The organism is Agrobacterium sp. 22-214-1, from assembly GCF_053522465.1.
In genome coordinates, this window is the sequence record NZ_JBNWCK010000002.1 from 601196 (window position 1) to 620407 (window position 19212).

Sequence of the window (19212 nt, forward strand, 5' to 3'; positions counted from 1 at the left end):
GGCCCGTTGCCGGGCCGGATCATTTCATTCTCACCTTTTCGAAAACGCCCGCACCAGCTCCGCATCCTGCTGGAGATTGTCGAGCCATGTCGGGTCGAGTTTTGGCACGGAGGAGAACAGCAGTTTCGAATAGGGGTGGGATGGCGATTTGATCGCTTCGGTTTCCAGATGCTCCACCTTCTGCCCGCCATACATCACGACAATCTCGTCGCAGATGGTCTCCACCACCGAGAGATCGTGGCTGATGAAGATATAGGAGAGGCTCAGCTCCCGCTGCAGCTCTCCGAGAAGATCGATGATCGCGGCCGCCACTACGGTATCGAGCGCCGAGGTGATTTCATCGCAGATGATGAGCGAGGGTTCGGCGGCAAGTGCGCGGGCGAAATTGACGCGTTGCTTCTGCCCGCCGGAAAGGCCGGAAGGGTGGCGGTGACGCACCGAGCGCGGCAGCTTCACCATATCGAGAAGCTCATCGATCCGGGCGTCGCGCGCCTTTCCTTTCATGCCGTGATAGAAGGTCAGTGGCCGGCCGAGAATATCCTCGATGGGTTTCGACGGGTTGAGTGCGGTATCGGCATATTGGAACACGATCTGCATCCGGCGTAGCTGGTCGCCGGTTCGACGCCGGGCATCCGCATCCAGTTCCCGGCCTTCGAAGATGACATGGCCGCCGGCCGCCGGCAGAATGCCGGCAATGGCGCGCGCCAGCGTCGATTTTCCGCAACCGGATTCGCCGATGATGCCGAGATTGCGACCGGGATAGACCGAAAGGCTGACGCTATCCACCGCACGCACCAGCGGCATCTTGTCTTCGCCCTTCGTTCCGTAACCGGCAATCAGCTTTTCGATAACCAGCAGCGGCGTTGCCTGCTCCTGTTTGGCGGGTGTGATGACACGCGCCTTGTCATGAAAGGCTGTCAGCAGTTCCTTCGTGTAGGGATGCTGTGCATTTTCGAGGATATCCGTGGTCGTACCGGTTTCCTGAACCTCGCCGCCTTTCAGCACAACGATCCGGTCGGCGATCTGGGCGACGACGGCGAGATCATGCGAAACATAAACGCCGCCTATGCCGTTCTTGCGCATTGCCGATTTGAAGGCGCGCAGAACCTCGATCTGGGTCGTGACGTCGAGCGCGGTGGTGGGCTCATCGAAGATCACCAGCTTCGGATTGCCGATCAGCGCCATTGCGGCGGAGAGGCGCTGAAGCTGGCCGCCGGACACCTGATGCGGGTAACGCTCGCCGATGGTCTCGGGGTTGGGCAGTGACAGCGCCTTGAAAAGTTCCACCGCGCGTGTCCGCGCTTCCTGCGGCGGCATCAGATGGTGGATGCGGGTGACTTCGATGACCTGATCGATGATCTTTTGCGCCGGGTTGAAGGCGGCGGCGGCGCTTTGCGGCACATAGGCCACTTTTGTGCCGCGGACTTTGGCGCGTTCGGCTTCGGAAAGCTGCACCATGTCCTGGCCCGCCACCTTGACGCTGCCACCGGAAATGCGGCAGCCCGGCCGGGCATAGCCCATCAGGGTCAGCGCGATGGTGGTCTTGCCGGAACCGCTCTCGCCGATCAGCGCGACGATTTCGCCATCGGCGATGTCGATGTCCACGCCTTTGATGATGTCGATACGGCGGCCGGAATCGGTGGTGGCCTCGACTTTCAGTCCACGGATTTCAACGAGATTGCTCATTATTCGCTCCTGTCGCGGATTTTCTGCGGCAGATTGTCGATCAGCAGGTTGACGCTGATCGTCAGGCTGGCAATGGCCAGCGACGGGAAGATGACGGCGGGGGCCGCAAACGGCAGGCCGCCGATGTTCTCACGCACCAGCGCGCCCCAGTCCGCATTCGGCGGCTGCAGGCCGAGGCCGAGGAAGGAAAGGCCCGATAAAAGCAGCACGATGAACACGAAGCGCACGCCAAGATCGGCCAGGACGGGCCGGACGATGTTCGGCAGGATTTCAGAGCCGATGAGGTAGAACAGGCTTTCGCCGCGCACCCGGGCGACGGTGACGAAATCCATTGTGTTGACGTTGACGGCGAGCGCCCGGGCGAAACGATAGGCGCCCGGCGTATAGATGACCGAGAGCGTGATGATCAGCACCGGAATGGAAGAGCCGACGGCGGCGACGACCACGAGGCCGAAAAGCTTGCTTGGAATGGAATTCACCGCATCGAGAAACCGGCTCAGCGCCGCATCGAACCAGCCGCCGATGACGGCGGCGCACATGCCGAGCACGACGCCGGAGGTGCAGGCAATGGTGACGGCGGCGAGCGATATGCCGACCGTGAAACGCGCGCCCATGAGAATGCGGGAGAACACATCACGGCCGAGATAATCGGAACCGAGCCAGAGATCGGAGGTCATCGGCCCGAAATAATCGAGATCGACGATTTCACCGACCGGATGCGGAATGAGATAGGGCGCGAAGATTGCGACCATGGCCCAGAAAAAAATGACGAGAAAGCCGAAAACGCCGACTGCGTTGATCTTGTAACCCAAACGCGAGGTCCCCGAAGTTGTTTTGATATTCTCGGCCATCAGCGCAGCCTCGGATTGGACATGATGGCGATGATATCCGCCGTCGTGATGAGGAGGAGATAACCGACGCAGAAGATCATCGCGCAGCTCTGGATCAGCGGCAGGTCGCGCGTCGCGACGCCATCCACCATCAGCTTGGCGATGCCAGGATAATTGAAGATCGTCTCGACGATGATGACGCCGCCGACGAGATAGGAAAGCGACAGCGCCACCGCATTCACGATGGGACCGAGCGCATTCGGAAGCGCATGGCGAAGCACGATGCGCATGCGCGGCGCGCCCTTCAAAAGCGCCATTTCCACATAGGGCGTATCCAGCGTCTCGATGACGGCGGCGCGGCTCATGCGGATCATCTGTGCGGAAACGACGAAGGTCAGCGTGATGACCGGCATGGCATAGACCCGCAGCACATCGAAAAGCGTGTGAACTTCGCTGACCAGCGACAGCGCCGGAAGCCATTTCAGATAGACGGCGAAAAGCAGCACGGCGAGTGTGGCGATCATGAATTCCGGCACCGAAATGACGCCGATGGTCAGCACGGTGACGGCCCGGTCATAAAGCGTTCCGCGCAGCATGGCGGAGCTGATGCCGAGGGTCAGCGCCAGCGGCACGGCGATGATGGTGGTAATGCCGGCAAGCTTCATGGAGTTGACGAAGCGTGGGCCGATAAGATCGGCAATCGCCATGTTGTTGGCGTAGGATGTGCCGAGTTCACCCTGCAGCAGGCCGAGAAGCCAGCGGACGAAACGCAGGAGGGCCGGATCGTCGAGATGCATGGCGGTGCGCAGGCCGGCCACGGCCTCCGGCGTCGCCGCCTGGCCAAGAAGAATCGTCGCCGTGTCGCCGGGCAGCAGGCTGGTGGCGGAAAAGACGATAAACGAGACGATCAGCAGCGTCGTCAGCATGACGACCAGCCGCCTGGCGATAAGGGATAATATCCGGCTGTTCATTCACATGCTCCTGCGACGTGCCTGATTGTGGAGGCTTTCCGTAACGACGGAAAGGCTGCCGGGCGCATTTTCGCGCCCGGCTCCATGGTCTATCAGGCTTCGAGCCAGACGTATTCCGCAAAGGCATAACCCATCATGCCGCCGAGCGGATTGGCTTCCAGCCCCTTCAGCTTGGAGGTGATGGCGTCGACGTTCGAAATATAGGCGGGAATGATGGTGCCGGCTTCGTCGGCGATCATCGTTTCCAGTTCGAAGTAGATCTGCTTGCGCTTGTCCATATCGAGCATGCCGCGTGCTTCGAGCATCAGCTTGTCGAATTTCGGCGACTTGTACTGGCTTTCGTTCCACGGTGCGTCGGAAGCATAGAGCAGGGAGAACAGGATATCCGGTGTCGGGCGCGGGTTGATGTTGCCGAAATGGACCGGCGCCTTAAGCCAGTAATTGCTCCAGTAACCGTCCGAAGGCACGCGCTGCACATCCAGCTTGACGCCGATTTCGGCGGCGGAAGCCTGGATGATCATCGCCATGTCGACGGAAGAGCTTGCCGCATCCGATGCGATGACCGGAATGGATTGGCCAATGAGGCCGGCCTTCTGGAAGTGGAACTTCGCCTTGTCAGGATCGAAGGCTTTCGGCTTGAGGTCGGGATTGTGATAGGGGTTCATCGGCGGAACCGGCTGGTCGTTGCCGACTTCACCCAGACCGCGCAGCGCCGCCTTGACGATCTGCTCGCGATTGACGATCGACTTCATGCCGGCGATGAAATCGGCATTGTTGCCCGGCGCCTGGTCAAGACGCATGTTGAGGTTGGTGTAGTTCCCCGATGTCGTCTTGGAAAGAACGACACCTTCCTGCTTGTCGAGCAGGCGAAGTGCACGCGGGTTGATGGAGGCCGCGAGCTGGATATCGCCGGAAAGAAGGGCGTTGACGCGGGCATTGTCGTCCGAAATCGCCATGAATTCGAAACTGTCAATGTGCGGGCCGCCGGACTTCCAGTAATTGGTGTTCTTGGCCATGATCGAACGCACGCCCGGCTCGAATTTTTCGAGCTTGAAAGCGCCGGTGCCGTTGCCCTTGGAGAAATCCGTGGTGCCGTCGGCAACGATCATGAAATGGTGCAGAGCCAGAATGGATGGCAGGTCGGCATTCGCGTTCGCCAGCGTGATTTCGACCGTGCTCTTGTCGAGAGCCTTGAAGCCGGTCATCTGCGCGGCAATCTTTGCGACCTTGGAACCGACGGCCGGATCGAGGTGACGCTTCAGCGAATAGACCACATCGTCGGCGGTCAGCGCCTTGCCGTCATGGAAGGTGACGCCGGAGCGCAGTTTGACCGTCCAGGTCTTGGCGTCCTTCGTTTCGATGGATTCGGCCAGCTCCATCTGCGGCGTGCCGGAAACATCGAGGAGGCTCAAACGGTTATAGAGCGCGCAGCAACGGACATAGTCCGTCGAAAGCGAGGCTTTTGCCGGATCGAGCGTATCGGCGGTGGAGGAGGACCAGCCGGCAGCTTTCAGCGTGCCGCCGGATACCGGCGTTGCGGCCACGGCATTTGAAGCGCGGCCGAGGATGGCCGAACCGGCGGAAAGGGCGACGCCGCCCGCCAGCAGCATGTGAAGCAGCTCACGCCGCGTTGCGCCGCGTCGGATCGCCTGTTCAACGGCGGCATCGTCGGAGCGGGTCCAGTTTGTAATCCTGTCACTCATGGTCTTCCCCTTTTGTATGATTTGTTGAAATGCGTCTGAAGAAATTTTCGGCATGCCGCATCCCAGTTCGCGGCAAGCCATTGGCGGGGCGGCTCAGCCGCCCGTCTGTTTCACTGCTTCGGCAAGGCCGGCCATGGAGGTGAAGTGGTAGTCCGGCTCGGTAAAGTTTTCCGGCTCGATCGTACCGCCATATCCTTTCTGGGCGTGGCGACGCTCGATCCAGCAATTGGTCATGCCCAGTTTCCGGGAAATGCCTATATCGTGGTACTGGCTTTGCGCGACGTGCAGAATGTCGTCCTTCGACGCGCCCTCGCTTTCCACAAAGGCAAAGACCTTTTCGAAGAAGGCGGGATCGGGTTTTTCGGTGCCGGTGTCATCCGCCGTGAAAGCGGCATGAAAGGGATTGCCGAGTTCCTTCGAGAAATATTCGAAGGCCCAGCGCTGGGCGTTGGTCATGGCGATGAGGCGATGCGTCTTGGCAAGCTCGGCCATGGCGGCGCGGCTGTCTTCAAAGCCTTTCCAGCTTTTTGCCGCATCGCGCAGGCGTTCACCGAATGCGCGTTCCGCCGGCAGGCCGAGTTCGGGAGCGATAATCAGGTATACGCGGACGAGGTCATCCGGAAACAGGTCGGTCGCGTCGGAATAACGGGCGGCGCGGTAAAGCGCGAGCGCCTTTTCACCATCGACCTCCACGCCGTTTTCCGCGCCGATTGCGGCCAGCGTCGATTTCAGGCCGCCTTCGAAATCGATGAGGGTCCCCACCACGTCGAAGCTCATATATTTGAAGTCGCTCAGTTTTTTGGGCAATGTCGGTCTCCGCTTTGCCGCCTTAAGCCTCTTGGGGAGCCTGCGGCAGATTATTCTGTTCCCGGACGGGATCCTTGCCCCGTTCCCATTTGCGATTACGCCCTTTTTTATGGCGTTTAGTGCCGTTTGCATTAATAGTTTGGCACTTTCGGCACGCCGGATTCGCCGAAATGGATCGGCTCTTCGGCAGAATATTGCGAATATGCGGTGCATTGCGACATTTCGAGAGGGTGCCGCAACGCCACCAGCTATCGCCTCAGGCCATGGCGGCTCGTACCGCGGGGTCTTCGAGCGTCTGGTCGAGGGTTTTCAGCGTCCGCTCGATGATGGCGTCGATCTCGCTGTCGGTGCAGCAGAGCGGCGGCGCGTAACCCAGAATACCGTTCGCAAAGGCGCGCACGATCAGGCCGTTTTCCCAGGCGCGGTCGAAAACCTTGCGTGCGGGGGCCGCAGCGGCGGGCAGCGGCGTTTTCTTGTCCTTGTCGGTCACGAGTTCGACAGCGGCGAGCATGCCGCGCCCGCGGACATCGCCGACCAGCGGATGGCTTCTCAGGCTCTCAAGCCCCGCCATCAGCCTTTGACCGGCGCGGCGGCCGTTTTCCAGCAGCCCGCCCTCGTAAAGTTTCAGCACTTCGAGGCCGACGGCGGCGCTGACGGGATGGGCGGAATAGGTATAGCCATGCCCGATTGCGGCCTCGCCTGCGAAGTCGGCTATTGTATCATAGACGTGGTCCGCCATGAAGACGGCGCCCATCGGCACGTAGCCGGAGGTGAGGCCCTTGGCGGTGGTGATGAAGTCCGGCACGATATCCTCGTCGGCACAGGCAAACAGCGGCCCCGTGCGGCCAAAGCCGGTGATGACCTCGTCGGCGACGAAAAGGATGCCATAGGACCGGCAGAGGTCGCGCATGGCCTTGACCCAGCCGGGAGGCGGCACGAGAACCCCGCCGGAACCCTGGATCGGCTCCGCATAGAAGGCGGCGACGCGGTCTGGACCGATCGTCTCGATCTTGTCCTTCAGGATTTGCAGGGAGGATGCGATGATGGCGGCCGGGTCGCTTCCCACCGGGTTACGGTAGGCGTAGTGCGACGGGATTTTGTGCTGCCAGTCGTAAGGCACGCCGAAACCGGCATGGAAAGCGGGCAGGGCGGTGAGGCCCGAACCGGCGGTGGTGGAGCCGTGATAACCCTGTTCGATGGAAATGAACTGGTCGCGCTGTGGCTGGCCCTTGGCATGCCAGTAATAGCGGATGAACCGAATGGTGCTGTCCACCGCATCGGAACCGCCAAGCGTGAAATAGACGTGGTTGAGATCGCCCGGCGCGCGGTCGGCAAGCTCGGAGGCCAGCCGGATGGCCGGTTCGCTGCCAATGTCGAAATAGGCCGTTGCATAAGGCAATTCACGCATCTGCTTTGCCGCTGCTTCAACAATGCTGTCGTGCCCGTAGCCGGCATTGACGCACCACAGGCCGGCAAATCCGTCGATCAGCTGATGGCCGGTCATATCGGTGACGGTGGCGCCGCGTGCCGATTGCAGCACCCGCACGCCCAGCTTCTCATGGCCGCGGAAGGAGGAGACAGGGTGCACCAGATGGGCGCGATCCAGTTCGATCAGTGAATTGCTTAACATGGGGTCTCTCCGGATTCAGCCCAGCGCCTGGCTGGTCAATGCGAATGTTTTCAGTTTTTTGTCGGCGGGGATTTCGGTTTTCGACCGGCGCATGGCGATGCCGCCGCCGACATGGCCAAGACCGCGTTCGGCAAGCCAGGGGGCAAGGCCCGTATCGGCCGTGGTGTCCACACGAAGGAATGCGCCGGGACGTTCAGAAAACACGAATGCGATCAGATTTTTCGCGATCTCAGCATTTTCCGCGACAACCGGGCCGATGACTTCGCCGCGCCCGAAGGCGCGAAGTGCTGCAAAGCCCTTGATGACCCCTTGGTCCTGCACGAGTGCGAAACGCGCCCTTTCGGCAAGTGCTGCAAAGAGGGCCGTGCGATCCGCACCGAAAGCCTGCGCATCGAGCGCGGCGAGTTCGGCCGGATCAATGGTTTCCGCCCAGATGATACCTTCCGGCCTGTCGGTCGCCGCCGGAATGCCCTGATGCTGGAGCACTTCGCCGCAGGCGGCGAAGCCCAGCTTTTCATAAAGGGGCAGGCCGTCGGCCGTGGCTACAAGACGGCACTCGCGATTTTCTGCTGCGTCCATTGCCGCGCCCATCAGCTGGCGTCCAAGGCCGCGGCCGCGCATGCTCTCGTCCACGATCACCATATTGACGGTGGCGCAGGTGTCTCCGAGAATTGTCGCCATGGCGGTTCCGACGACACGTCCGTTTTCCAGCGCGACGAAACCCTTGCTCAGGGAAAGAACCAGCGCCCAGTCTTCTTTCCGGTGCGGCCAGCCGGCCTGGCGGGAAAGTTCAACGGCCGCGTCGAGGTGGTCCGGTTGAAACGTTTGGATATCGATCAGGCTCGCCTGCATGCCGGAACTCCGTTTTTCTGCTTATTCATTGATAGACCGATGCCGAAAGAAGATTGTCCCGACAAATGGGAAGGTTCGATATGTTTCGCTGTTGCTTTTATCCGCCGCCGCATCTTATGCCGCATCTTGTCCGCACCCGGCCGTAAACCGGGGACCGGCGGCGGCTTCCGGTTTGCCTCAACGCAACTCTCTGCCAAACTGGCGGCTGCATACGCAACAATCTGCTTCCGCGAATGGCAATTGCGGTGCGCCGACCGGGCAAAGGCTTTCTATGATCAATTCATTCCGGCACGGCCGATCCCCAAGCAAGGATGACGACGACATGACCATCTTCCGCCCGAAATACATCTCCTTCGATTGCTATGGCACGCTGATCAATTTCCAGATGGCAGAGGCCGCACGCGATCTTTATGGCGATCGTCTCGATGAAGCGCAGATGCAGCAATTCATCAAGAATTTTGCGGCCTATCGTCTGGATGAGATCATGGGCGACTGGAAGCCCTACGCCCAGGTGGTTCACAATTCGCTTTCGCGCAGCTGCAGGCGCAATGGCGTGGCCTTCAAGGATGAAGATGCCACCTTCGTTTACGAGCGCGTTCCGACCTGGGGCCCGCATGCCGATGTTCCGGCCGGGCTTGCCAAGGTGGCGAAGGAAATTCCCCTCGTTATCCTGTCCAACGCCATGAATTCGCAGATCATGTCGAATGTCGAAAAGCTCGGTGCGCCCTTCCACGCGGTCTATACCGCTGAGCAGGCGCAGGCCTACAAGCCGCGCTTCAAGGCTTTCGAATATATGTTCGACATGCTGGGCTGCGGTCCGGAAGACATGCTGCATGTTTCCTCCTCGTTCCGTTACGACCTGATGTCGGCCCATGATCTCGGCATCAAGAACAAGGTCTGGGTCAATCGCGGTCACGAGCCCGCCAATCCCTATTACGGTTATATCGAAATCGCCGATATTTCCGGCCTGGCAGGCGTGGTTGGATTGTAAGGAAAGGTCGGGACCATGAAGTTCGTCTCCTATTGGCACGATACCGCGCCGCAATTTTCAGGTGCCGCGCAAGGTCCCGTCGAAGGTCATTACGATGTCGCCGTCATCGGTGGAGGTTTCACCGGTCTCGGGGCCGCGCGCCAGCTGGCCAAGGCCGGTGCGCGGGTCGTCGTTCTTGAAGGGGAGCGGGTCGGCTGGGGCGCTTCCGGCCGCAATGGCGGACATCTCAACAATGGTCTTGCCCATTCCTATCTCTCCGCCAAGGCCGAGCTTGGCAAGGAACGTGCGATCGCCCTCTACAGGGCGCTCGATTCCTCCATCGATACGCTGGAGGGCCTGATTGCGGAGGAAGGCATCGATTGCAACTTCCGCCGCTCGGGCAAGCTGAAGCTCGCCTCCAAGCCGCAGCATTTCGAAGGTCTGGCGAAGAATTTCGAGGCGCTGCATGCCGAGGTCGATCCCGATACGGCGCTTCTTTCCGCAGCCGATCTCAAGGCGGAGATCGGTTCGCCCTTTTATGGCGCCATGCTCTCGAAGAAGAGCGCCATGATGCATATGGGTCGCTATGTGGCCGGCCTTGCCGAAGCCGCCAGCCGTCATGGCGCGGTGATCTTCGAAAATGCGGCGGTGACGAAGCATACCCAGAACGGCAGGACCCATGAACTGGAAACTCCGCGCGGCAAAGTGACGGCCGACAATGTTCTGGTGGCGACCGGCGCTTACACGCCGTCCGGCTTCGGTTATTTCCGTCGCCGCATCATCGCCGTCGGCAGTTTCATCATCGCCACGCGGCCGTTGACGGATGCGGAGGTTCAGGCTTCGGTTCCGGGCAACCGCACCTATGTCAACTCCATGAATATCGGCAATTATTTCCGGCTCGCGCCGGATAACCGGCTGATCTTCGGCGGCCGTGCACGCTTTTCCGCCACGTCGGACCAGCGTTCGGACGCCAAAAGCGGTGCGATCCTGACGGAAAGCCTGCATCGCATCTTCCCGCAGCTTGTCCATGTGCCGATCGATTATTGCTGGGGCGGTCTGGTGGACATGACCAAGGACCGTTATCCGCGCGCCGGTTTCCATGACGGCGTCTGGTACGCCATGGGCTATTCCGGCCACGGTGCGCAGCTTTCCACCCATCTCGGCATGATCATGGCTGACGCCATTCTGGGACGGCCGGACAACAACCCCCTGAAGGGGCTGGAATGGCCGGCGGTGCCGGGTCATTTCGGCAAGCCGTGGTTCCTGCCGCTGGTGGGCTTCTATTACAAGATGCTGGACAAGATTCAGTAGAGTGCGGTCGCTTCCTGTCGCTCAGGCTTCTTACGAACCATCCTCCACATTCGACGTCATCCTCGGGCTTGTCCCGAGGATCTGCCCACCTATCGTAAAATCAATCGGTAGCAGATGCTTGGGACAGGCCCGAGCATGACGGAGGAGAGGTTTGTGGGCGTTCCATCAGTCTAACAGCAGCTGTCCGGCCGTTTTATTGCCTCCACACAAAAAGAAGGGCCGCAGAGCGGCCCTTTAGGCGGGGAGAAGGAAGCGGGCTCAGGAAAGCCCGCCAATATGAAACGTCTTGATCTCCAGATATTCCTCGATGCCGACCTGTGCGCCCTCACGGCCGAGGCCGGATTGTTTGACGCCGCCGAAGGGGGCGACTTCGGTGGAGATTGCGCCGGTGTTGAGGCCGACCATGCCGAATTCCAGCGCCTCGCCCACGCGCCAGGCGCGTTTCAGGCTTTCGGTATAGAAATAGGCGGCGAGGCCGAAGGGCGTGCCGTTGGCGATGGCGATGGCTTCTTCTTCCGTCTCGAAACGGAAGAGCGGCGCTACCGGTCCGAAGGTTTCTTCGCTTGCCAGCCGCATCCCGGTCGTGGCGCCGGTCAGCACCACGGGGGCGGTATATTGCGGACCTTCCGGCAGATCGTGCGGCCTGGTGATGATCTTTGCGCCCTTGGAAACGGCGTCATCGATATGGGCGCGGATCTTGGCGATGGCCGGCTCGTTGATCATCGGGCCGATGGAAACGCCTGCTTCCGTTCCGGGTCCGACCCGCATGGCGTCGACGCGATCCGCCAGTTTTTTCGCAAAGGCGTCATAAACGCTCGACTGCACGAGAATGCGGTTGGCGCAAACGCAGGTCTGGCCGCCATTGCGGAATTTCGAAACCAGTGCGCCTTCAATGGCGAGATCGAGATCGGCATCATCGAAAACGATGAAGGGCGCATTGCCACCCAGTTCCAGCGACAGCCGCTTGACACTGTCGGCAGCGCCACGCATCAAAAGCGAACCGACGCGGGTGGAGCCGGTGAAGGAAATTTTCCGCACCGTCTCGTTAGCCATGATTTCGTTGCCGATTTCTGTCGGCATGCCGGTGACGATATTGATGACGCCCGCGGGAATGCCGGCCCGTTCGGCAAGAACGCCGAGCGCCAGGGCCGAATAGGGCGTAAACTCCGAAGGCTTGATGACCACGGTGCAGCCGGCCGCAAGTGCGGGCGCGACCTTGCGGGTGATCATGGCGTTCGGGAAGTTCCACGGGGTGATGATGCCGCAGACGCCGACTGCTTCTTTCAGAACCACGATACGCCGATCCGGCGTCGGTGAAGGGATGGTGCCGCCGCTGATACGCCGGGCCTCTTCCGCGAACCATTTGACGAAGGATGCGCCATAGCGGATTTCGCCCTTCGCTTCATCCAGCGGCTTGCCCTGTTCGGTGGTCAGGATCAGGCCGAGATCGTCGACATTGTCGATCATCAGCGCGAACCATTTTTCGAGAAGCGCTGCGCGCTCCGCGTGGGTTTTCTTTTTCCACGGACCGAAGGCGGCGTTGGCGGCTTCGATTGCCGCGCGGGTTTCCGCGCCGTCCATATCCGGCACGGTGCCGATGACCACCTGCGTCGCCGGGTCGATCACGTCGACCGCCTTGCCAGATACCGCCGCCTTCCAGGCGCCGCCGATCAAGCCCGTCTGGCGAAAGAGTTCCTTGTCCTTCAAGCCCTGCATCATAATTCTCCGAAATCAGTCGAGCGCCGCGAGAACCGCGGCGGTGATGGCGTCTGTCTTGTCCTTGCCCGGCACCGTGCCGATACCTCGGCCGGTCGCCGTTTCCAGCGCCGTCATGATACGCACGGCCGCGTCTTTTTCGCCGAGATGCTCGAGCATCATCGCGCCGGACCAGATGGCGGCGATGGGGTTGGCGATGCCGAGATGGGCGATGTCCGGGGCCGAACCGTGCACCGGCTCGAACATGGAGGGCGCGCTGCGGTCGGGATTGATATTGGCGGAGGCGGCAAAGCCGAGGCCGCCCTGAATGGCCGCACCGAGGTCGGTCAGAATGTCGCCGAAGAGGTTGGAGGCGACCACGACATCGAGGCTTTCCGGGGCCATGACCATGCGGGCCGCCATGGCGTCGATGTGATAGCTGGAAACCTCGACGTCGGGATACTCAGTGGCGAGCTTGTGGGTCACCTCGTCCCAGAACACCATCGAATACTTCTGGGCATTGGACTTGGTGATGGAGGCAAGCTTACCGCGACGCTTCTGCGCCTGTTCGAAGCCGAAACGCAGGATGCGCTCCACGCCCTTGCGGGTGAAGATCGAGGTTTCGACCGCAACTTCGTCATCGGTGCCCTGATGCACGCGGCCGCCGGCGCCGGAATATTCGCCCTCCGTGTTCTCCCGGATGCAGAGAATGTCGAAGCCATCGGCCTTCAAAGGTCCCTGCACACCGGGCAGAAGCCGGTGCGGGCGGATATTGGCATATTGCACAAAAGCCTTGCGGATCGGCAGCAGCAGGCCGTGGAGCGAGACAGAGTCCGGCACTTCCGCCGGCCAGCCGACAGCGCCAAGCAGAATGGCGTCGAAGCCGCGCAGGGTTTCGATGCCGTCCTTGGGCATCATCGCGCCGGTTTCCTTGTAGAAGGCGCAGGACCAGGGGAATTCCGTTCCTTCAAGCGCAAAACCGGAGGTTTTGGCGGCGGCGTTGAGCACCTGCCATGCGGCGTCCGTTACGCTTTTGCCGATGCCGTCTCCGGGAATGAGTGCGATGCGATGCGTTTTCAAGACATTACCCCTGTTACAGTCCGATAAGGACGCTTTTGCTCTTGCGGTTGGCGAGATAGGCCTCGCGTCCGAGATCCTTGCCGATTCCGGAGCGTTTGTAACCACCGGTCGGCAATATGTGGTCGCGCGAGCGGCCATAACGGTTGACCCAGATCGTGCCCGCCTGAATGGCGCGGGACAGGCGCATGACGCGCGAGACGTCACGGCTGAAAAGACCCGCCGCCAGACCGTAGGTCGGATGGTCGGAAAGCGCCAGAGCCTCTTCTTCCGTGCGGAAGGTCTGCAGCGTCAGCACCGGGCCGAAGATTTCCTCGGTGACGGCAGGGGAGGTCTGGTCGACATTGGCGATCAGCGTCGGCTGGTAGAAATAGCCGGGACCGTCCATGATCGCGCCGCCCGTCAGGCATTCGCCGCCATGGGCGACCGCGGCCTGCACGATGCCGTCGATGCGCTTGCGCTGCACCTCGGAGATGATCGGCGAATATTGCGTCGTCTCGTCCCAGGTCGGACCGGGCTTCACCGCCTTCATGCGGGCGATGATGGCGGTGGAAAGGGCATCCGCCGCACTTTCTTCGACGATGATGCGCGAGCCGGCCACACAGGCCTGCCCGGCATTGAAGAGGATATTGCCGGCGATGGCCGCTGCCGCCTTCTCGATATCTGCATCGGCGAAGACGAGTTGCGGGCTCTTGCCGCCGAGTTCCAGCGTCATGGGCTTGATGCCGGTGCGGGCGATATTTGCCATGATGGCCGAACCCGCGGCCGTGGAGCCGGTGAAGCTGACCTTCGAAATTTCCGGATGGCCGGTGATGGCATTGCCGGTCACAGGCCCGTCGCCCAGCACGATGTTGATGAGACCTGCCGGCAATCCGGCCTTGATCGCCAGCTGCGCCATGAAGATGCTGGAGAAGGGCGTCATTTCAGATGGTTTCAGCACCACGGCGTTGCCTGCAGCGAGCGCCGGGCCAAGCTTCCAGCCGGCCATGGAGACGGGGAAATTCCACGGCGTGATGGCGCCGACGACGCCATAGGGTTCGGTCATGATCATGCCGAGGCTCGCATCGTCTGTCGGCACCAGATCGCCGCCTTCCTTGTCGGCAAACTCGGCGAAGAAGCGGATCTGTTCGGCGGTGACGGCGATATCGCCGGCGATCAGTTGGCCCACCGGTCGCGTCGAGGAGAGCGCCTCGATTTTCGCCAGCGTCTCGGCTTCCTGTTCGATCAGGTCGGCCCAGCGCTGCAAAACCTTCGTGCGCTCGCGCGGGCGCACGCCGCCCCAGTTGCTGCTCTTCAACGCGGCCTTGGCAGTCTGCACAGCCTCATCGACCAGCGCCGCATCCGCCTTGGGACAACCGGCATATTCGATGCCGTCCGAAGGGCGGTGCATGTCGATGCCGTTTGCCGCCGGAACCAGCCGGTCGCCGATGAAGTGGCCGATCGGCAGGGGTAAGCTGTCTGGATCGAAGCTGAGCGTCATGTGGAATCCTCTTTGGATATGCCCCAACGCTAATCCCTGATGGCAAGCAGCATCGACCGACTGCGGCGCGGGCGGTGAATGAAAATCCTGTTTTGCCACCGGCAGACAGCGCAATCTTCGGCGGCCGGTATATGCCGCAGGTCAAACGCCGTATCGGGCGCTTATACGGTCGAAAATCCCGGCCATCCGCTCGCTAAGGGGGCGGGGATCATCGCCCTCGTTTTCGACCGCTTCAAACACCCGGTGTTTCAGGAAAAAGCGCCATCCCACCGGCGATTTTTGCAGGAATTGCGTCAGAAGATCATAACGTTCCGGGGTCCAGACCGCCTCGAAGGCGAGCCGTTCGGGTCCGTAGCTGATGATATCGTCCGTCTTCCGGCGCGGAGCGGCGCGCAGGGCAGCCGTCGCCTCTTCGTCGATATCATCACCGTTGAGCGCCACCCCATAGTGTCTTGCAGCATTTTCTGCCGACACCGCACCACGCCGCACATCGCGCAGCACGGCCTGCTGCGGGCGGGTGAAGGGGTCGCCGTAACCGCCGGCTCCTGGCCCTATGACACGAATGACATCGCCCGGGCCGCAATGGACGATATCTGTATTGCCGAGCGAGATTTCGCCCTCGGTATCGGGATTGCGGAGGAAGCGGGAAATCAGCCCCGGACCTGCGCCATTGACACCCCAGCTCGCCATCACCGAACGGTTGCGGTTGCGGGCCGTGACCACCGTTTCCGGGGAGGATATTTCAAACTCCATGATAGCCGAAAGGCCGCCGCGAAAACGGCCCGCCCCGCCGGTGTCGCGTTGCAGCCCATAACGGCGGAAAAGGATCGGTACTTCCGCTTCGCTGATTTCAATCGGCGTGTTGCGCAGAAAACCGGTGGCGCCGCCCGCGCCGTCGCTGCCGTCGCAGAAGGGCGTGCCGCCGCCGCCGCCGCCAACCGGGCCGATGGAGGCCATGACCGGGCGGCCGTTCCTGTCGCTGGTCTTGATGTTCATGATGGCGTTTCCGCCGGGTGAGGCGGCGGGAATAAGCTCCGGCAGGGCCTTTGCAAAAGCGCCGATGGTGACGATCTGCGTCATGGCGCAGGTCAGCGAACGCATGCCGACGGCGGCCGGGCGCTGGCAATTGACGATCGTGCCTTCCGGCAGCACGGCCCGCGCCGGGCGTAGCGTGCCGGCATTCAGGAGCAGGCTGTTATCGAGCGTATAAAGCACATAGGTCAGGCCGACCATGACGAGTGAATGCCGCTCGCGGCCGCCGGTCGGCATGTTCAGCGACGAGCCGAGCTGCGGGTCGCTGCCGGTGTAATCGAGGATGGCTTCGCCGCCTCGGATTTTCAGCGTCAGCGCCACGCGGCATGGCCGGCCGCCGACGGAATCCTCATCGGCATAATCGGCAAAGAAATAGTCGCCATCGGGCACCCGGGTGAGGATTTGCCGGGTCTGCTCTTCCGCATAGTCGAAAATCTGGCGCACACCGTCCAGAAAATCGTCAAAGCCGAAGCGGGCGATGATCTCCTGCATCTTGCGTTCGCCGATATTGACGGAGGCGATCTGGGCGTGGAGGTCGCCGATATTCTGCTCCGGCATGCGGACATTGGCCTTCATCATGTCGATGATGAAGGGGTCGAGCCTGCCTTTGCGAACGAGCTTGACCGGCGGAATGCGCAGGCCTTCCTGCTCGATTTCGGAAAGCGAGCGGGACAATGAGGCGGGAACCGCGCCGCCGACATCGGTATTGTGGATATGCCCAACCACGAAACAGGCGATTTTGCCCTCATGGAAGACCGGTTTCCAGATGTGGATGTCCGGCGAGTGGGTGGCGACGAAACCACTATAGGGATCGTTGGTGATGCAGATATCGCCCTCTTCATATTCCTCGAACATGGAAAGCAGCGGCGCGTAGTCGATGCCGCTATACCAGGGCGCGCCGAATTGCCGGGGATTGGCGAAGGCCAGCCCCTCGCGCGTCACCACCTGACAGGAAAAATCCTCGGTTTCCTTGACGAAGGCGGAATGGGCGGTGCGCATCAGCGTAAAGGCCATGGCATCGGCGGCGGCCGAGCAGAAATTGGCGAGCACCTTGAGATTGCGGCGATCGATGGTCATGGGTCAAAACTCCCGCTTGGTAATGACGAGATTGCCGAAACGGTCCACATGGACCGAAAAGCCGGGGGGGACCACGGTGGTGGTATCGTCCTGAAGGACGATGGCGGGGCCGTTGAAATCGTGGCCGGCCGCCAGATCGTCACGGTGATAGATCGCCAAGTCGTGCTCCATGCCGCCAAACCAGCCTTTCGTGTGAAAGCGCGGCGTTGCGGGGCCAGTGGCCGCGCCTGTCTCGCGAAGCGGCGGCTTCGGTGTTTTCCCGGAGACGACAAGCCTGAGATTGACCATCTGCACCGCCGCCCGTTCATCGGAATGACCGTAGAGGCGGGCATGTTCCTCATGGAAAGCCCTGTTGATCGCGCCGGCGTCGCCGCTGCACAGCCATTCCGGCTGGAGCGTGGTCTCGATTTCGTAGGATTGGCCGCGATAGCGCATGTCCGCGGAAAGCCGCATCTCCCAATCGCCGTTAAAACCCTGTTCTTTCAGCCAATTGCGGCCGGTTTCCTGCATTTCGGCGAGAAGGGGGGCGAGATCGGAGGCCTCCCTGTCGTTCACATCGCAATAGGTGGTGCGGATGAAATCGTTCTTCAGATCGGCAATCAGGCCGCCGAGCGCGGAAACGACGCCCGGGGTGGGCGGCACCACCACACCCTTCATGTCCAGCTCGCGGGCGAGGAAGCAGGCGAGCATCGCGCCGGCGCCGCCGAAAGCGAAGAGGTGAAATTCGCGCGGGTCGATGGCGAAACGGGAGGTGAGGGCGTTCACCTCCGCATACATGCCGGAGACGGCGATATCGACGATGTTGCCGGCGAGCGCCTCGACGGAAAGGCCGAGCTTTTCCGCGAGCGGCGAGAGCGCGGCGCGCGATGCGGCGTGATCGACGGTCACCGCGCCATAACCGAGCGGCATATGGCCAATGAGATTGGCGGCCGCCATGGCGTCCGTGATCGTCGGGCGGTCGCCGCCGCGTCCGTAACAGGCCGGCCCCGGCGTCGAACCGGCACTTTCAGGCCCCACCTGCAACAGCCCGAGACTGTCGACCCATGCGACCGAGCCGCCGCCTTGGCCGACGGAGCTGACCGAAACGGAGGGGACATGAATCTGGAAATCGCCGATCAGTTCGCCGACCCCATATTGGGCCTCGCCGTCCAGGATCACGGCCACATCGGCGCTGGTGCCGCCGATGTCGAGGCTCATCACTCGCTCAAAGCCGCTGGCCTTTGCCAGATAACCCGCGCCGATGACGCCGGAAGCGGTGCCCGACAGGATCATCTGCACACATTCCCGCCGCGCCTGATCGATGCCCATGACGCCGCCATTGGTCTTGGTGATGAGCAGCGGGCAGGCAATGCCTTGCCCGCGCAGCACCGTTTCGAAACGGTCGAGGTAATGTGCGACGCGCGGCTGGACATAACCGCTGATGACGGCGGTGACGGTGCGCTCATATTCGCGGATGATCGGCCATGTCTCGGCAGAGGAGACCACCGGCAATTGCGGCGCGATGCGTTCGATCATCGCCTTCACGGCAAGTTCGTTTTCTGGGTTGCGGTAGGAATGCAGGAAGGCGAGCACGATACCGTCGCAACCGGCTGCAAGGGCGCCGGCGACAGCCTGCGCCACATTCTCTTCGTTCGGGGCGAGCTTTACCTCGCCGGTCGCCAGCATGCGCTCGGCTATGCCGAAAACCCGTTCACGCGGGATGAGCGGTTCCGGCCGCACGGAATAGAGATTGTGGATCTGCGGAATTTTCAGGCGTGCAACACCCAGCACATCCTCGAAATTTTCGGTGGTGAACAGCGCGACGTTCTGGCCGTTGCGCTGGATCACGGTGTTGACGCCGACGGTGGTGCCATGGGTGAAATAGGAAACGTCCTTCGCTTCGATGCCGTCGCGCTTTTTCAGCGTATCGAGCGCGAGAAGGATTTCTTCTCCGGGCGCATCGGGGCGGGAAAACACCTTCAGGGTGGAAAGCGCGCCGGTCCCATCGTCGAACACGGCAAAATCCGTAAACGACCCGCCCACATCGACGCCAATGCGATATCCCATCTCTTCCGTCTCCTTTTCCAGTGCGGACGATGCTGTCATCGGGAC

General features: G+C 61.5%; 15 protein-coding genes. 3 read left to right on the top strand and 12 right to left on the bottom strand.

All coding sequences use genetic code 11. The features are described 5' to 3' along the window. Positions 1-30: 30 nt before the first annotated feature. From ACQZ5G_RS12565 to ACQZ5G_RS12595, 7 genes are all read right to left on the bottom strand, one after another. The gene (locus tag ACQZ5G_RS12565) at positions 31-1686 is read right to left on the bottom strand and encodes an ABC transporter ATP-binding protein (RefSeq protein WP_448738130.1); all 1656 of its coding nucleotides are present in this window, start codon (positions 1684-1686) and stop codon (positions 31-33) included. Then, a complete protein-coding gene (locus ACQZ5G_RS12570; protein WP_269313440.1) occupies positions 1686-2537 on the bottom strand; it encodes an ABC transporter permease in 852 nt (283 codons plus the stop codon). Before ACQZ5G_RS12570 ends, ACQZ5G_RS12565 begins: the two co-directional genes overlap by 1 nt. Continuing rightward, positions 2537-3487, bottom strand: a complete 951-nt coding sequence (locus ACQZ5G_RS12575; protein WP_003524664.1) for an ABC transporter permease — start codon at positions 3485-3487, stop codon at positions 2537-2539. The genes ACQZ5G_RS12570 and ACQZ5G_RS12575 overlap by 1 nt, the downstream gene beginning before the upstream one ends. Positions 3488-3579: 92 nt before the next feature. After that, on the bottom strand, positions 3580-5190 hold the full coding sequence (locus ACQZ5G_RS12580) for an ABC transporter substrate-binding protein (protein WP_448738129.1): 1611 nt from the start codon (positions 5188-5190) through the stop codon (positions 3580-3582). 93 nt (positions 5191-5283) lie between these two features. After that, a complete protein-coding gene (locus ACQZ5G_RS12585; protein ID WP_003524662.1) occupies positions 5284-5997 on the bottom strand; it encodes an HAD-IA family hydrolase in 714 nt (237 codons plus the stop codon). Between the two features lie 256 nt (positions 5998-6253). Next, positions 6254-7627, bottom strand: coding sequence for an aminotransferase class III-fold pyridoxal phosphate-dependent enzyme (locus tag ACQZ5G_RS12590; RefSeq protein ID WP_448738128.1), 1374 nt, complete (start codon positions 7625-7627; stop codon positions 6254-6256). Positions 7628-7642: 15 nt separating this feature from the next. Continuing rightward, positions 7643-8479, bottom strand: coding sequence for a GNAT family N-acetyltransferase (locus ACQZ5G_RS12595; protein ID WP_003524660.1), 837 nt, complete (start codon positions 8477-8479; stop codon positions 7643-7645). Here ACQZ5G_RS12595 and ACQZ5G_RS12600 point away from each other — a divergent pair. From ACQZ5G_RS12600 to ACQZ5G_RS12610, 3 genes are read left to right on the top strand one after another with little or no spacing between them, the layout of a single operon-like run. Then, positions 8444-8794, top strand: coding sequence for a hypothetical protein (locus ACQZ5G_RS12600; protein ID WP_448738127.1), 351 nt, complete (start codon positions 8444-8446; stop codon positions 8792-8794). The genes ACQZ5G_RS12595 and ACQZ5G_RS12600 overlap by 36 nt on opposite strands. A 7-nt stretch (positions 8795-8801) precedes the next feature. Then, the gene (locus ACQZ5G_RS12605; RefSeq protein ID WP_003524659.1) at positions 8802-9470 is read left to right on the top strand and encodes a haloacid dehalogenase type II; all 669 of its coding nucleotides are present in this window, start codon (positions 8802-8804) and stop codon (positions 9468-9470) included. 15 nt (positions 9471-9485) lie between these two features. Next, positions 9486-10760 carry an NAD(P)/FAD-dependent oxidoreductase gene (locus tag ACQZ5G_RS12610; RefSeq protein WP_003524658.1) on the top strand — a complete coding sequence of 425 codons (1275 nt, stop codon included), beginning with the start codon at positions 9486-9488 and terminating at the stop codon, positions 10758-10760. Positions 10761-11018: 258 nt separating this feature from the next. On the opposite strand, the gene ACQZ5G_RS12615 is transcribed toward ACQZ5G_RS12610, so the two are convergent. From ACQZ5G_RS12615 to ACQZ5G_RS12635, 5 genes are all read right to left on the bottom strand, one after another. After that, positions 11019-12476 carry an NAD-dependent succinate-semialdehyde dehydrogenase gene (locus tag ACQZ5G_RS12615; protein ID WP_448738266.1) on the bottom strand — a complete coding sequence of 486 codons (1458 nt, stop codon included), beginning with the start codon at positions 12474-12476 and terminating at the stop codon, positions 11019-11021. A gap of 15 nt (positions 12477-12491) precedes the next feature. Next, positions 12492-13535, bottom strand: coding sequence for a tartrate dehydrogenase (locus ACQZ5G_RS12620; RefSeq protein ID WP_448738126.1), 1044 nt, complete (start codon positions 13533-13535; stop codon positions 12492-12494). A gap of 13 nt (positions 13536-13548) precedes the next feature. Next, positions 13549-15012, bottom strand: a complete 1464-nt coding sequence (locus ACQZ5G_RS12625; protein WP_448738125.1) for an aldehyde dehydrogenase family protein — start codon at positions 15010-15012, stop codon at positions 13549-13551. Between the two features lie 141 nt (positions 15013-15153). Then, positions 15154-17121, bottom strand: coding sequence for a hydantoinase B/oxoprolinase family protein (locus ACQZ5G_RS12630; protein ID WP_448738124.1), 1968 nt, complete (start codon positions 17119-17121; stop codon positions 15154-15156). A 3-nt stretch (positions 17122-17124) separates the two neighbouring features. Then, entirely contained in the window at positions 17125-19167 is a 2043-nt protein-coding gene (locus ACQZ5G_RS12635; protein ID WP_448738123.1) for a hydantoinase/oxoprolinase family protein, read from the bottom strand. Positions 19168-19212: the final 45 nt, after the last annotated feature.

Coding starts and splice junctions, on each gene's coding strand:
- ACQZ5G_RS12565 (WP_448738130.1), bottom strand. CDS start 1,686: ATGAGCAATCTCGTTGAAATCCGTGGACTGAAAGTCGAGGCCACCACC.
- ACQZ5G_RS12570 (WP_269313440.1), bottom strand. CDS start 2,537: ATGGCCGAGAATATCAAAACAACTTCGGGGACCTCGCGTTTGGGTTAC.
- ACQZ5G_RS12575 (WP_003524664.1), bottom strand. CDS start 3,487: ATGAACAGCCGGATATTATCCCTTATCGCCAGGCGGCTGGTCGTCATG.
- ACQZ5G_RS12580 (WP_448738129.1), bottom strand. CDS start 5,190: ATGAGTGACAGGATTACAAACTGGACCCGCTCCGACGATGCCGCCGTT.
- ACQZ5G_RS12590 (WP_448738128.1), bottom strand. CDS start 7,627: ATGTTAAGCAATTCACTGATCGAACTGGATCGCGCCCATCTGGTGCAC.
- ACQZ5G_RS12595 (WP_003524660.1), bottom strand. CDS start 8,479: ATGCAGGCGAGCCTGATCGATATCCAAACGTTTCAACCGGACCACCTC.
- ACQZ5G_RS12605 (WP_003524659.1), top strand. CDS start 8,802: ATGACCATCTTCCGCCCGAAATACATCTCCTTCGATTGCTATGGCACG.
- ACQZ5G_RS12610 (WP_003524658.1), top strand. CDS start 9,486: ATGAAGTTCGTCTCCTATTGGCACGATACCGCGCCGCAATTTTCAGGT.
- ACQZ5G_RS12615 (WP_448738266.1), bottom strand. CDS start 12,476: ATGCAGGGCTTGAAGGACAAGGAACTCTTTCGCCAGACGGGCTTGATC.
- ACQZ5G_RS12625 (WP_448738125.1), bottom strand. CDS start 15,012: ATGACGCTCAGCTTCGATCCAGACAGCTTACCCCTGCCGATCGGCCAC.
- ACQZ5G_RS12630 (WP_448738124.1), bottom strand. CDS start 17,121: ATGACCATCGATCGCCGCAATCTCAAGGTGCTCGCCAATTTCTGCTCG.
- ACQZ5G_RS12635 (WP_448738123.1), bottom strand. CDS start 19,167: ATGGGATATCGCATTGGCGTCGATGTGGGCGGGTCGTTTACGGATTTT.